The sequence below is a fragment of the Shewanella sp. 1180_01 genome (assembly GCF_052850535.1).
Genome location: NZ_VXCT01000031.1, coordinates 1 through 14,225 on the forward strand (window position 1 = coordinate 1; position 14,225 = coordinate 14,225).

A 14,225-nucleotide genomic window follows, 5' to 3' on the forward strand; every position below is an offset into this window, starting at 1 on the left:
GTTGACCACACACTGAGTTTCCAGCGGGTCAGGGCTGCGTATTCTACGCGTTCCCGTTAGTGCGTCAAGTAGTTTTTTCAACTTTCTCAACACTCATCGTTTAGCTCGCTAACCGATGAACTGCTTGGCTTTCTTTGCTCAACTTGCGTTACGCTGTCTGCCGTGTCAGTGGATGCGCATTATAGGGAGATTGAGAAAGTCCGCAAGGGCTTTTTTGAGAAAAATGGATCTTTTTTTAATACTTTCAGTTAGTCACACAATACCCCCACTTTATCCTCAGACTTATCCACAAAATGGGTTTTAACGGTTAAATTTGCTACAGAGATGACTTTGCTTTAATGGCTATCGATAAGAGTGAAATGATGTTCAATGGGGAATAACGACGATTAGCTATATAAAGAAGAGTCAGAATGTAATCCGGATGACACGAGAGTAAGCGCGAGGCTTATAAAAGAGGAAATAAAAAGGCAACTTAGATAAGTTGCCTTTAGTGTGCGTTCTATTCTACTTATTCAGTAGGCTTAATCTGTCAGCAGATTAACTTACCGTGACATTGTTTGTACTTGCGACCTGAGCCACAAGGACAAGGATCGTTACGACCCACTTTCTCACCATCACGGATCATCGGCGCTTGCGCAGTGACAGCTTCATGCTCATCACCACCGCCAACAAGCGGCTCTGCCGCTGCGTGTTGATAGTCGCGCTGGATCTTGGCATCTTCTTCACGACGACGCGCTTCCATTTCTTCCACATCTGACTGAGCTTGAACTTGTACTTTCGACAGCACACTGATGACGTCATGTTTCAAGGTGTTCAACAGTTGTTGGAATAACTCAAACGACTCACGCTTATATTCTTGCTTTGGATTTTTCTGTGCGTAACCACGTAAGTGGATGCCTTGACGCAGATGGTCCATCGCCGCTAAGTGTTCTTTCCACAGACCATCGAGCGTTTGTAGCATAACGGCTTTCTCGAACTGGCGTAGCACTTGCGCGCCAACCATTTCTTCTTTCGCCTTATATGCATCGCCCCAAGCAGTGATAATACGCTCACGTAGACTCTCTTCATGCAGATCGTCTTCTTTATCTAACCATTCCTGGATAGGTAGTTTGAGCATAAATTCTTGGTGTAGACGTTGCTCTAAACCTGGGATATCCCACAGCTCTTCTACTGATTGCGGTGGAATATATTGATCGATGACCGCGCCAATCACATCGTCTTGAATGTTTTGGATAGTATCTTCAATGCTTTCCGCATCCATCAACTCGTTGCGCTGGGCATAAACCACTTGGCGTTGATCGTTGGCTACGTCATCAAATTCGAGCAATTGCTTACGAATATCGAAGTTACGTGCTTCAACTTTACGTTGAGCGTTTTCGATTGCGCGAGACACCCATGGATGCTCGATCGCTTCGCCTTCTTCCATACCCAGCTTTTTCATCATGCCAGAGACACGATCCGAGGCGAAGATGCGCATTAAGCTATCTTCCATCGACAGGTAGAAACGTGATGAACCCGCGTCACCTTGACGACCCGCACGACCACGTAACTGATTGTCGATACGGCGTGATTCGTGACGTTCGGTACCTAGGATGTGCAAACCACCCGCGGCGACGACTTCATCATGACGAATTTGCCAATCGGCTTTGATCTTAGCTTTTTGCTCAGCGGTTGGATTATCGAGTTCATCGATTTCCATGTTCCAGTTGCCGCCAAGCACGATATCGGTACCACGACCTGCCATGTTAGTGGCAATGGTCACTGAACCAGTACGGCCAGCTTGCGCGACGATTTCAGCTTCTCGTTCGTGGAATTTAGCATTTAAGACTTCGTGCGGAATTTTTTCCTGCACCATTAAGCGCGCTAACAGTTCAGACTGTTCGATTGAGACTGTACCCACCAATACTGGCTGACCACGTTCGCGGCAATCTTTAATGTCTTTGATGATAGCTTGATATTTTTCATCGGCGGTCAGGTAAACCAAATCCGCCATATCCTTACGCACCATTGGACGGTTAGTCGGCACAACGACTGTGTCTAATCCATAGATGTGTTGGAATTCGAACGCTTCAGTGTCGGCTGTACCTGTCATACCTGCCAGCTTCTCGTATTGACGGAAGTAGTTCTGGAAAGTGATCGAAGCCAATGTTTGGTTTTCGTTTTGAATGTGCACGCCTTCTTTGGCTTCAACAGCTTGATGTAAGCCTTCTGACCAACGACGACCCGGCATAGTACGACCTGTGTGTTCATCGACTATGATGACTTCGTTGTCTTGTACTATGTAATCCACATCACGCTCAAACAGCGTGTGCGCACGGAGCGCCGCGTTAACATGATGTAACAGGGAAATATTTGCAGCAGAATAGAGTGAGTCACCTTCGGCTAACATGCCGCGCTCGATCAGCAGATTCTCTACTTTTTCTTGACCACGTTCGGTGAAATGCACTTGTTTGGCTTTTTCATCGATACTGTAGTCACCCTCACCCACATACTCTTCCGTATCTTCTTTATCTTGACGGATAAGATTAGGGATCAAGGTGTTGATCTTGATGTATAGCTCAGAGCTATCTTCAGCGGCACCAGAGATGATCAGCGGCGTACGCGCTTCGTCGATTAAGATTGAATCCACTTCATCGATTAGGGCGTAGTGCAACGGACGTTGTACTCGTTCTTGCGGCGAAAACGCCATGTTATCGCGCAGATAATCGAAACCAAACTCGTTGTTGGTACCGTAAGTGATATCGGCGTTATAAGCGGCTTTCTTTTCATGCTGACCCAGACCTGCCACGTTGATGCCGACGGTTAAACCGAGGAACTCAAACAGTGGGCGGTTATTCTCGGCATCACGACGTGCTAAGTAATCGTTCACAGTAATCACGTGAACGCCTTTGCCAGTCAATGCGTTTAAGTAAGCGGGCAAGGTTGCCGTTAAGGTTTTACCTTCACCCGTACGCATCTCAGCAATACGGTTACTGTCGAGTACCATACCACCGAGTAACTGTACGTCGAAGTGGCGCATGTCAAATACGCGCTTAGACGCTTCACGCACTGTCGCAAACGCTTCAGCCATGATGCTATCTAATGAAGCGCCGGCAGCTAAACGCTCACGGAACTCAGCGGTTTTAGCTTTTAATGCTTCATCGGTTAATTTTTCATAATCAGCTTCTAGTGCGTTAATGCTAATAACGATCTTTTGAAGCCCTTTAAGGGTGCGGTCGTTGCGACTACCAAATACTTTTGTCAGTAATTTACCAAACATCTGAATCACTTATTCTCTGTAGGCCAAGTCCATGATGGAAACTAGAAGCCAATGTTTCAATTAACTTGCTTTGCGGTAGACAAACTTTTGTGGATCTATCTGCTGTCCGCCGCGCAACACTTCATAATGCACATGAGCCCCAGTTGAGCGCCCAGTGCTTCCCATACTGGCGATTGCATCGCCTTTTGCGACCACATCACCTACAGTCACTGACAAAGCTTTATTATGGCCATAACGCGTATGTAAACCGTTACCATGGTCTATTTCGACCAACTCGCCATAACCGAACATGTTCCCAGCCCAAGTTACTACGCCTGCAGCAGTCGCAACAACTTTGGCCCCTTCTCGGCCGGTAAAATCAATCCCTTTATGCACAGTCCTGCGACCGTTGAAAGGGTCATTACGTAATCCGTAGGGCGACGATAACCAACCTTTATCGAGTGGGATCCCTGATATATAACGTTCATCATCTATATGGTGGTTAGATGACACTGTTTCAAGTAGTGAAAGCTGAACATTATTATTGTCAATTCGTGATGCCAACTTATCCATATCGTCGATAAGCTGTCCGAGCTCGATGTTAGTACCTAATTCGCTCAAACCACCCACACCAACTTCTGATGAGAAATCAAAATCTTCATCCAATTTGTTCTGCTGGGCGACCTGTTGACCTAAGGCTTCGAGACGGGTGATCTTGGCTTGCATACGTGCAACATGAGTCACTAGCATAGCCAGTTGAGACTCGGTAGCACTTTTTAGCTCTAAGACTTGTTTCTTTTGTTGTTCGCGCACGAGACGATCGTTATCGACACTGGCTTGCTGATCTTGAAATCGAGCGGAGTTGTGTTGATAAATACCGGACCCAGTGGCCAACAATAGTATTGGAAGTAGCAACCAGCGTTTACTGGGCTGCCAGCGTGTGACGCCATTCCGACCTTGAATAAATACTGTTACACTCATAGCCTAATTCAGCCATCTTATTATCATATGAAAAAGCCCCCTCAAGATCTCAGCCAATTACTGCATCAATCGGGCAAATTACCCGACCTTGCTGAGAAAGCGGAACTACTTATGTATCTGAATCATCATGTGAAGCAGATTATCGCAGGTCCTGTTGCGGAGCAGCTAAAAGTCGCTAATTTCCGCCAGGGTGTTCTTGTGGTTGAAACCACTTCGGCGGCCTGGGCTGCACGAATTAATTTCCAAAAGCCGAAGCTACTAGCGCAGCTTCAAGCAGAAACGCTCCCAATCCTTACCGCAATTGAAGTTAAAGTCAACCCGAGATTAGCAATGTATGACGCAAAGCCTAAACAGGGACACAAAGAATTAAGCCCTGCTGCAGCGGAGCATATTGCGGCATTAGCGGAAAATATTGGCGGTTCACTGGGCGAAAAACTAAAACGGCTGGCCTCATTGGCCAGCCGTAATAAATAATTTCACCGCTTTTTAAGCAAATACAGCGCCACCTGGAACGGTAAAGCTGACGGGAACATCGGCTTCTTTTTCAAAGCTGACCAACTCCCACGCATCCTGTTGCGCCAGTAAAGCACGCACCAATTGGTTGTTCAGCGCATGACCGGTTTTATACGCAGTAAACTCACCTAAAATAGCGTGTCCTGCCACATATAGATCACCAAACGCATCTAGAATTTTGTGCTTAACAAATTCGTCCTCATAACGCAGGCCGTCGGGATTAAGGACGCGATATTCATCAAGTACAACTGCGTTTTCCATGCTGCCGCCCAACGCTAGGTTGTTGGCTCGCAGATATTCGATATCACGCATAAACCCAAAAGTACGGGCGCGGCTGATATCTTTCACGAAAGCAGACGTTGAAAAGTCCATCACCACGTGCTGCTGGCTACGAGCGATTTCTGGATGCGCGAAGTCAATTTTAAAATTGACTCTAAAACCTTTAAAGGGTTTTAGCTCGGCCCATTTGTCGCCATCTTCAACACGCACAGGGCGCTTAATCTTTAAGTACTTCTTAGGTGCGGCCTGCTCTTTAATACCCGCAGACTGCAATAAGAAGACGAACGGGCTCGCACTGCCATCCATAATAGGAATTTCAGGCGCGTCCACTTCGATTACGGCGTTATCTATGCCTAAACCCGCAAGTGCTGCAAATAAATGCTCAATGGTCGAGATACGAATACCTTCGTCATTGACAAGTGCCGTACACATAGTGGTTTCACGAACTTGCTCCGCCTTCGCTGGAATGGCGACGGCAGGACTCAAATCAGTGCGCACGAGTACGATCCCTGAATTAACGGGCGCGGGCATTATGCTCAAAGTGACCTTGTTGCCAGAATGCAATCCGACACCAGTAGTTTTCACCATTTTCTGAACAGTTCTTTGAAATATCATTCAGTTACCCGTTTATATGCCAATTATAAAGCCTAATATTTGTACACTCAGCGTCGGCAAATTGGCCGCACTGGTTCAACATAATAACATAACTTTATTATGTCACACAAATGCAGCTATGTTGTGGTATTGCCCAAAACGAACAACACCTCACACATTACGCTGGACTCAAACGCTATCGCTAGTCAGCTTGCTTACGCAAAAATGCTGGAATATCAAGATAATCCAACTCATGCTTTGTCGATGGTGCAGGCTGTGGAGCTGGCTGCGGTGCAGCTGGCAATACATTGCCTTTTGGCGCAGCGTAGTTCACATGTACCGCTTCTTCGACATAGGCTTCGACTTTTGGTTCCACAACCACTGGCTCTGGACGAGGCGCAGGCTTAGACACCAATTGAATATCTGGACGCTTTTCAGCGCCAATACCAGTAGCAACAACGGTTACACGCAGCTCATCACTCATTTCTGGGTCGATGACAGCACCAACAACCACAGTCGCGTTGTCAGAGGCATAAGCCTTAACGTGATTACCCACGGTTTCGAATTCTTCGATACTCATGTCCATACCCGCAGTGATGTTAACTAACACACCACGCGCACCGGCTAAGTCGATGTCTTCTAATAATGGGCTGGCAACAGCAGCTTCAGCCGCTTCCTCAGCGCGGTCTTCACCGCGAGCGACGCCTGTACCCATCATGGCATTACCCATTTCAGACATCACAGTCTTCACGTCGGCGAAGTCGACGTTAATCAGACCTGGACGAGTGATAAGTTCAGCAATACCTTGTACCGCGCCAAGTAACACGTTATTCGCTGCGGCGAACGCATCGAGTAAAGAAGTGCCACGGCCCAATACTTTTAATAATTTTTCATTTGGAATCGTGATTAACGAATCCACGTGCTTAGCCAGCTCAGCAATACCTTGCTCAGCATAAGCCATACGCTTTTTCCCTTCGAATGGGAAAGGCTTAGTCACAACCGCAACGGTCAGAATACCTTCTTCGCGAGCGATTTGAGCGACAACTGGTGCAGCACCAGTACCTGTACCACCGCCCATACCGGCAGCGATAAAGATCATGTCTGAGCCTTTGATTGCCGCGCGAATGTTTTCGCGGTCTTCTTCAGCTGCTGCACGACCCACATCTGGGTTTGCCCCTGCTCCGAGACCTTTAGTGACATCGCGTCCTAATTGAATCGTTGAGCCTGCACCTGATTTTCTCAGGGCCTGAGCGTCTGTATTGGTAACGATAAACTCAACACCTTCAATGTTGTGTTTGACCATATGTTCGACAGCGTTACCGCCGCCGCCGCCAACGCCGATGACTTTAATCACCGCGTCGTCTGAGTGAGTATCCATGATCTCAAACATTGTCTGATCTCCGTGTTGCCTGCGTTATGAAAATTAAAATTCGCCCTTAAACCAGCTTTGGACCCGATTCCAAGCGCTAGTTACCCCTTGGCGCTCAGGACGTTCGAACTGACGTTCGATCACCCGTCGTGCGCCGTAATGAAGCAGTCCGACTCCAGTGGAGTAAATAGACTGGTCCACGTATTCATATAAACCTTTAATCGGTAGCGGTGACGCTACGCGAACTGGCATGCCGAACGTCGCTTCCGCGATATCGACCACACCTTGAATCGACGCTGTGCCACCTGTGAGCACAATACCTGCGGCGATTTGATCTTCTAATCCACTATCTTTCAACTCTTTAAGTACTAACTCAAACAGCTCTTGGTATCTTGGTTCTACCACTTCGGCGAGCGTGTGACGTGACATGCTACGTGATGGACGTCCACCTACCGATGGCACTTCGATACTGTCTTCGCGGCTCACCATAGAGCTGCGCGCACAGGCAAATTGCACTTTGATTTGTTCAGCATGTGACGACGGCGTGCGGAAAATCTTCGCGATGTCGTTGGTCACTTGGTTGCCCGCAACTGGCACAACCGCACAATGACGCAAGGCGCCGTTGGTATATACCGCAATATCTGTGGTGCCACCGCCGATATCGACGATACACACACCTAAGTCTTTCTCATCGAAGGTCAGCACGGCATCGGCCGAAGCAATCCCAGAGAACACTAAGTCGTCGACCTTAAGGCCACAACGCTCAACGCTCTTAGTGATGTTCTTCGCCATATCATTGGCGCAGGTCACTATGTGTACCTTGGCTTCCATACGCATGCCAGACATACCGATTGGGCTGCGAATGCCGTCTTGCACGTCGATCGCATATTCCTGCGGCAGCACATGCAAGATGCGACGTTCGGTCGGGATCTTCACCGAGCGAGCCGTGTGGATCACGTTATCAACGTCTTCCTGTGTCACTTCTTCATCGTTGATCGAAACCATGCCGTTTTCGTTTTGGCAGGCGATGTGTTTACCAGAGATGCTCAGGTAAACCGATGACACTTGGCAATCCGCCATTAATTCCGCTTGGTCGAGCGCACGTTGCACACTGCGAACGATCGAATCTAAATCGTTAACACCACCTTTATCCATGCCCCTTGAGGGATGGTTGCCAAGGCCGACTATGCTGATTTCGCCATCGGGCAGAACTTCGCCTATGATCACTGCGACCTTAGAGGTTCCTATGTCCAATCCGACGATAAGGTTTCTATCTTGGTTTTTGATCATTAATTATCGGCTCTCTTGTTTGTGCATCGCCCCAGCCTACGGCCAACCCTGTGTCGTAGCGCAAATCTACTCTGGCAACGGATTTCTCTTGTTTCGCCAAAACCGGATAAACAGTAATAAATCGCTGTATCCGTGCAATTTTATCTTCTCGACCTAAATCTAAAACGATGCCGTTTCCTAAGGTCGCGTGCCACGCATGTCGTGGCGTCAAATACAAACTGGCTAAGGTAAAGCCATTAATCTTTAACAGGGAGTTGATCTGTGCATATACAGTCAACACCTCAAGGCCCATATCGTCTGGCCCAGATAACTGCGGTAAATGCTCCAGCTCTGGATGCGATGGCGCTTCAAACACTTCACCATGCACATTCAACCAGGAGTCGCCATTCCAATGGGCCGCCGGCTGCTGCTCTTGCAAATACACCCTGAGTTTCGCTGGCCACTCACGTCTTACCGACGCGCGATACACCCAAGGTAAGTCTTCTAACGCCTGTTGCACTAAGGTAATGTCAGCACTAAAAAAACTCCGCTGCATTAAATCCTGTAGTGCCACTTGTATATCTTTATCTGTGGTGTAAGCCCGCTCACCTTTGATGGCAACGGCCTCTATCGGCAAGGTGCTGGCATCATTTAAAAACTTATGTAACTGGTATCCACCAAATACAAAACTGGCCACGATGAAGAATAAAAAGCCAGCCCCGCTCCACAGATACCAATTAACCCGTGACATTCTTGCCCGCCAGTGCCGCCTCTTATCACTCCAAGACACGCTTCATTCCACCTTTAACGACACTCATTAAAAACCACAGAAAACCGGCCATTATATAGACCAAAATCCTTTGGTCAAAATTTCCTTTTCCTCGCAGATCAAGCGCTAAAGATCAGCTTGCTTGCGCAGGTAATTCCGCAACGGCAAAGCCCAATTCTGTCGTCGCTAACAATCGCGACAGAGCGCCAATATTACCTGCACCTTGGGTGAGTAATAAATCCCCCTCTTGCAATACATCGGGCAATACCTCTGCGAGCTGATCAGGACTGGCGATAAAGATCGGATCTAACTGGCCACGCAGGCGAATTGAGCGACATAAAGCTCGGCCATCGGCACCAGTGATCGGCGCTTCACCCGCACTATAAACATCGAGCAACAGTAAACAATCCACTTGGGATAACACTTCAACAAAGTCTTCATACAAATCACGGGTACGGGTGTATCTGTGTGGCTGATACGCCATAACCAGACGTTTGTCGGGCCAACCTGCACGGGCAGCTTTAATCGTCGCGGCAACTTCACTGGGGTGATGGCCATAATCATCGACTAACATAACTTCGCCCTTAGGCGTAGCAAACTTGCCCAAATGCTGGAAACGACGACCTATACCTTGGAACTCCACTAACGCCTGAGTAATGGCGCTGTCGTCGATTTCATCTTCGGTCGCGACCGCAATCGCAGCCAAGGCATTAAGCACGTTATGTTGACCCGGCAAGTTAAGCACCAGATCGAGATCAGCTTTGCCTTTACGTCTCACCGTGAAACGACACTGATGGCCTTGCTGACTGAAATTCAGCGCTTGCACGTCCGCATCGTCACTAAAACCATAGGTCACGAGTTGACGACCAATGCGCGGCATGATTTCACGCACTACAGCATCGTCGATACACACAACTGCGACACCGTAGAAGGGCAAGTTATGTAGGAAATCCACGAAGGTCGATTTCAATTTTTCGAAATCACCGCCATAGGTATCCATATGATCGGCTTCAATGTTAGTCACCACACTGACCATAGGCTGCAAATGCAGGAAGCTCGCATCACTCTCATCGGCTTCGGCAATCAAGTAACGGCTGGTGCCTAATCTGGCGTTGGTACCGGCACTATTGAGCAAGCCACCAATCACGAAGGTAGGATCCCGCCCCGCTTGACCGTACACGCTGGCGATAAGGCTCGTTGTCGTCGTTTTACCATGGGTGCCAGCAATCGCCACACCATGACGGTAACGCATCAACTCGGCTAGCATTTCGGCGCGACGCACGATAGGAATACGTAATTCTTTGGCAGCAAGGATTTCTGGGTTTTCCAGATTAATCGCCGTGGAGACCACGACCACATCCACTTGCTGCACGTTTTCGGCAGCATGACCAATTTGGATCTTGGCACCGAGCAAACACAATCGGTCGGTCACAGCATTTTGCGCGATATCCGAACCACTCACCTGATAGCCTTCGTTCACTAACACTTCGGCGATCCCGCCCATGCCCGCGCCGCCAATGCCGACGAAGTGAATACGCTTAATACGGCGCATTTCTGGGATCATGCTTCTCAGTTGTGCATATCTTTCTGTCTTAGTCATGCTTATCCTTTCTCAGCAAGGCTGATGCACACTGCGGCAACTTGTTCAGTCGCATCCAGTACGGCAACGTCTCTCGCTCTTTGGCCCATACGGGCTAATTCTGTTCTGTCATTGGCAAGCAGTTGTAATTTGCCCGCCAGTTTATTCACGTCTAAGATGGCCTGTGGCAATAGGAAAGCTGCGCCAGCCTCAACCAATACTTGACCGTTACGGGTTTGGTGATCATCCACCGCATGGGGATAAGGCACCAGAATACTCGGTAGCCCCACCGCCGCTAACTCAGACACCGTCAGCGCACCGGCGCGGCACAATACCACATCAGCCCAGCGATAAGCGGCTTCCATGTCGTCGATAAACTCGGCGATATTCACGCCGCCATCTTGCCCATGTTGCTGATAAGCCGCCTTCACGCCCGTAAGGTTATCTTTGCCCACTTGATGCCAAACCGTAACGGACTGCTGCTGACTCAGAATCGCAACCGCTTCAGGCATCAGATCGTTAAAGACTTTGGCGCCAAGGCTGCCGCCGACAACTAATACTTTTAAGGCTTCATCAGCCTCTGGCTTTGGTTCGGCGCCTAAGGCAATCAATTCTTGGCGAATAGGATTACCAACAACCTTGGCCTTCACTGTGGTAAAGGTATTTTTAAAGGCACATAACACTTGCGTCGCAATCCGTGACAACAACTTGTTCGTCATCCCTGGGATGGCATTTTGCTCATGTAGTACCAATGGAATACCGGCTAATCTTGCCGCCACACCACCAGGGCCACTGGCGAATCCGCCCATGCCAAGCACGACATCGGGTTTAAACTCAGCAATCACGGCCTTAGCCTGCAATATTGAGCGCACCACTTTAAAGGGCGCCGCGAGTTTACGTATCAAACCATTGCCGCGCACACCTTTGATATCAATGAAATCAATATCAAATCCATACTGGGGCACTAAACGCGCCTCCATACGATCGGCCGTGCCTAACCAACGCACTTGCCAACCCTGTTGAGCTAGATACTTAGCCACTGCCAGCGCCGGGAACACATGTCCTCCCGTACCACCCGCCATGACTAAAATACGTTTTCCTGCTGGGGTCATCACTTCAATCTCCCTTGCACGGCCTGAACTAATGTCATGCGCCGCTCGTAATCAATGCGCAGCAACATCATGGCTGCCGCCGTCATGACCCATAAACTACTGCCGCCATAGCTGATAAAAGGTAATGTCAGACCTTTGGTCGGTAACATGCCGATACTCGCGCCGACATTAACCACAGTCTGGAAACATACCCAAATACCAATGGCGTAACCTAAATAACCTTCGAAGGGCTTATCCATGGCTAAGCACAAATTGCCCAAACGAATCGATCTCAGCGCCACAAACAGCAGCACAGATAACACGGCGATAATACCGATAAAACCTAATTCTTCCCCGATCACGGCAAAGATAAAGTCAGTGTGCGCTTCGGGCAGATACTCTAATTTCTGAATACTGTTGCCCAGCCCTTGGCCAAACCAATCACCACGGCCATAGGCCATCAAAGATTGTGTCAACTGGTAACCACTACCAAAGGGATCTTGCCAAGGATCCATAAACGATGTCACCCGGCGCATACGGTAAGGTTCTAATAACACCAAAGCCACAAACGCCAACACGCCGGCAAAAATCAGGGCGAAGAAGTCGAGCAAACGTGCACCCGCTAAAAACAGCAGGCCAACGGTACCGACGAACAACACCACAACCGTCCCTAAGTCGGGCTGCATCAAAATCAGCACAGCGTAAATGGCAAATACCGCAATCGGTTTATAGAAACCCTTAGCGTTCTCGCGCACTTCCTGATGACGACGCACTAAATAGCCCGCCATGTAGATAGCAAAGGCAAACTTAGCGACTTCCGCCACTTGGATGCGTATTGGGCCTATCGATAACCAACGCGTCGCGCCGTTTACCGTAGTACCGACCACTAAAACCGCCAGTAACATCAAGCCCACAACCAATAGCAGCATGGGACTCCAGCGCTGCCAAGTTTGCATTTCAACTCTTAATACAAATGCCGCAATGGCTAAGCAACCCACTAAATAACCCACATGGCGAGTCATAAAATAAAACGGGTTACCCGTGAGCGTTTGCGCTTCTGGCATAGAGGCCGACATCACCATCACAAAGCCAAAGCCAATCAAAGACAACACAGCCGCGAGCAAAGCGCGGTCGTACAATTGCACGCCCGGCACTTCGGTATCACGTTGCCAATTGGGCATTGCTGAACGCAAACGCCCAAATAGGCTGAGTTGTCTTACATCACTCGCCATTGAGTTGCTCCACAAGGTTTCTAAAATCGTCACCTCGAGCCATAAAGTTACTGTACATATCTAAACTGGCACAGGCTGGCGACAATAAAACGATATCGCCAGAGGTCGCCAATTCAGCGGCTTTCGTTACCGCTGCCGCCATAGTCTCGACTCTGACCGCGCCGTCTTTTAAGGCGGCAATCTTTTTGCCATCACGACCTAAGGTAATGAGGAGTGTTACTTTCGCTAACGCCACGCCTAAAGGTTTAAAATCAGCACCTTTACCGTCACCGCCAGCAATCAAAATAATATCGCCTAAGTGATCACTCAAACCATCGAGCGCGGCAACGGTGGCACCGACGTTCGTCGCTTTCGAGTCATTGACATAGGTCACGCCATTCTTAATCCCAACCACTTCACAGCGATGGGATAAGCCGGTAAAGCTACGCGCCACTTTTGCCATAATCTGTTTATCAACACCGACAACATCCACAAGCGCCATTGCTGCGAGTAGGTTGGCATGGTTATGACTACCAATCAGGGAGACTTCAGTGATCGGCATGATTTCGCTGCTGCCGTGGTAAATCTTACTGTCGCTGATACCCCATTCGTCCGCTTCTGGCGCAGCTAAACCAAAACTGTTTTGGTTCATTGGCTCTGGCGGTACGGTCAGTTTATCGTCGCGATTAAACAGCACGGCGCGGCTTTGTTTGTATAAACGTAATTTAGCTTCGCGGTAGGCAGCGATATCGCTGTATCTGTCCATGTGGTCTTCGCTAATATTCAAACAGGTCGCCACCACACACTTAAGGCTATGGGTGGTTTCCAGTTGAAAGCTCGACAACTCAAGCACAAATAAGTCAGCATTTTCATGCAGTAAATCCAGCGCAGGCACACCAATATTGCCACCAACGGCAACGGCGATACCCGCTTCCCTTGCCATTTCGCCCACAAGCGTAGTGACAGTTGATTTACCGTTAGAGCCAGTAATACCTATAACGCAAGGTTTACGGTCAGCAATCTCACGGGCAAATAGCTCCACATCGCCAATTACTTCGATGCCCATATCCACAGCGGCACGCACCTCTGGGGTATAAGTGGCAATGCCGGGACTGATAATGATCTGCGTCGCTTGCACGAGATAACGGCAATCGAATCCGCCAGAAATCAGCTTCACATCAGGAAAAGACGTCGCTAATGTTTCGGCGCCCGGAGGCTGCCGACGACTGTCCATGACCAATGGCGTAATGCCCTTTCCACACAAATAGCGCACGACGGACAAACCCGTTGCCCCTAAACCTAACACTATGTGTGAGTACTGATTTTGCATAA

Annotated in this window: 11 protein-coding genes; 1 reads left to right on the forward strand and 10 read right to left on the reverse strand. The window is 48.9% G+C overall.

What is annotated here, in order from left to right; genetic code table 11:
* Positions 1–529: 529 nt before the first annotated feature.
* Both secA and FW758_RS15465 read right to left on the reverse strand, forming a co-directional pair.
* On the reverse strand, positions 530–3,259 hold the full coding sequence (gene secA / locus FW758_RS15460) for a preprotein translocase subunit SecA (RefSeq protein ID WP_446445868.1): 2,730 nt from the start codon (positions 3,257–3,259) through the stop codon (positions 530–532).
* 60 nt (positions 3,260–3,319) lie between these two features.
* Positions 3,320–4,219, reverse strand: a complete 900-nt coding sequence (locus FW758_RS15465; protein WP_006079901.1) for a M23 family metallopeptidase — start codon at positions 4,217–4,219, stop codon at positions 3,320–3,322.
* Positions 4,220–4,246: 27 nt separating this feature from the next.
* Between FW758_RS15465 and FW758_RS15470 the strand changes: the two genes are divergently transcribed.
* Entirely contained in the window at positions 4,247–4,693 is a 447-nt protein-coding gene (locus tag FW758_RS15470; protein WP_006086703.1) for a DUF721 domain-containing protein, read from the forward strand.
* A 12-nt stretch (positions 4,694–4,705) separates the two neighbouring features.
* Here the strand turns inward: FW758_RS15470 and lpxC are convergent, their stop codons facing one another.
* The 8 genes from lpxC to murD all read right to left on the reverse strand — a co-directional run bounded on the left by lpxC (position 4,706) and on the right by murD (position 14,223).
* On the reverse strand, positions 4,706–5,626 hold the full coding sequence (lpxC, locus tag FW758_RS15475) for a UDP-3-O-acyl-N-acetylglucosamine deacetylase (RefSeq protein WP_011845621.1): 921 nt from the start codon (positions 5,624–5,626) through the stop codon (positions 4,706–4,708).
* 181 nt (positions 5,627–5,807) lie between these two features.
* Positions 5,808–6,995, reverse strand: coding sequence for a cell division protein FtsZ (ftsZ, locus tag FW758_RS15480; protein WP_006079898.1), 1,188 nt, complete (start codon positions 6,993–6,995; stop codon positions 5,808–5,810).
* 33 nt (positions 6,996–7,028) lie between these two features.
* Positions 7,029–8,264 (reverse strand): cell division protein FtsA, encoded by a 1,236-nt coding sequence (gene ftsA, locus FW758_RS15485; RefSeq protein WP_006079897.1) that lies wholly within the window; start codon positions 8,262–8,264, stop codon positions 7,029–7,031.
* Positions 8,245–8,994: a cell division protein FtsQ/DivIB gene (locus FW758_RS15490; protein WP_012586608.1), complete on the reverse strand. Its 750-nt coding sequence runs from the start codon at positions 8,992–8,994 to the stop codon at positions 8,245–8,247. Before FW758_RS15490 ends, ftsA begins: the two co-directional genes overlap by 20 nt.
* A 151-nt stretch (positions 8,995–9,145) precedes the next feature.
* Positions 9,146–10,612 (reverse strand): UDP-N-acetylmuramate--L-alanine ligase, encoded by a 1,467-nt coding sequence (gene murC, locus FW758_RS15495; RefSeq protein WP_006079895.1) that lies wholly within the window; start codon positions 10,610–10,612, stop codon positions 9,146–9,148.
* A 2-nt stretch (positions 10,613–10,614) separates the two neighbouring features.
* Positions 10,615–11,703 (reverse strand): undecaprenyldiphospho-muramoylpentapeptide beta-N-acetylglucosaminyltransferase, encoded by a 1,089-nt coding sequence (gene murG, locus FW758_RS15500; protein WP_259523214.1) that lies wholly within the window; start codon positions 11,701–11,703, stop codon positions 10,615–10,617.
* Positions 11,703–12,914 (reverse strand): cell division protein FtsW, encoded by a 1,212-nt coding sequence (ftsW, locus tag FW758_RS15505; protein WP_006086699.1) that lies wholly within the window; start codon positions 12,912–12,914, stop codon positions 11,703–11,705. Before ftsW ends, murG begins: the two co-directional genes overlap by 1 nt.
* Complete coding sequence (gene murD, locus FW758_RS15510; protein ID WP_446445847.1) at positions 12,904–14,223, reverse strand: UDP-N-acetylmuramoyl-L-alanine--D-glutamate ligase; 1,320 nt, start codon at positions 14,221–14,223, stop codon at positions 12,904–12,906. Before murD ends, ftsW begins: the two co-directional genes overlap by 11 nt.
* Positions 14,224–14,225 lie beyond the last annotated feature (2 nt).

Coding starts and splice junctions, on each gene's coding strand:
- ftsA (WP_006079897.1), bottom strand. CDS start 8,264: ATGATCAAAAACCAAGATAGAAACCTTATCGTCGGATTGGACATAGGA.
- murD (WP_446445847.1), bottom strand. CDS start 14,223: ATGCAAAATCAGTACTCACACATAGTGTTAGGTTTAGGGGCAACGGGT.
- ftsW (WP_006086699.1), bottom strand. CDS start 12,914: ATGGCGAGTGATGTAAGACAACTCAGCCTATTTGGGCGTTTGCGTTCA.
- lpxC (WP_011845621.1), bottom strand. CDS start 5,626: ATGATATTTCAAAGAACTGTTCAGAAAATGGTGAAAACTACTGGTGTC.
- FW758_RS15470 (WP_006086703.1), top strand. CDS start 4,247: ATGAAAAAGCCCCCTCAAGATCTCAGCCAATTACTGCATCAATCGGGC.
- murG (WP_259523214.1), bottom strand. CDS start 11,703: ATGACCCCAGCAGGAAAACGTATTTTAGTCATGGCGGGTGGTACGGGA.
- FW758_RS15490 (WP_012586608.1), bottom strand. CDS start 8,994: ATGTCACGGGTTAATTGGTATCTGTGGAGCGGGGCTGGCTTTTTATTC.
- secA (WP_446445868.1), bottom strand. CDS start 3,259: ATGTTTGGTAAATTACTGACAAAAGTATTTGGTAGTCGCAACGACCGC.
- ftsZ (WP_006079898.1), bottom strand. CDS start 6,995: ATGTTTGAGATCATGGATACTCACTCAGACGACGCGGTGATTAAAGTC.
- FW758_RS15465 (WP_006079901.1), bottom strand. CDS start 4,219: ATGAGTGTAACAGTATTTATTCAAGGTCGGAATGGCGTCACACGCTGG.
- murC (WP_006079895.1), bottom strand. CDS start 10,612: ATGACTAAGACAGAAAGATATGCACAACTGAGAAGCATGATCCCAGAA.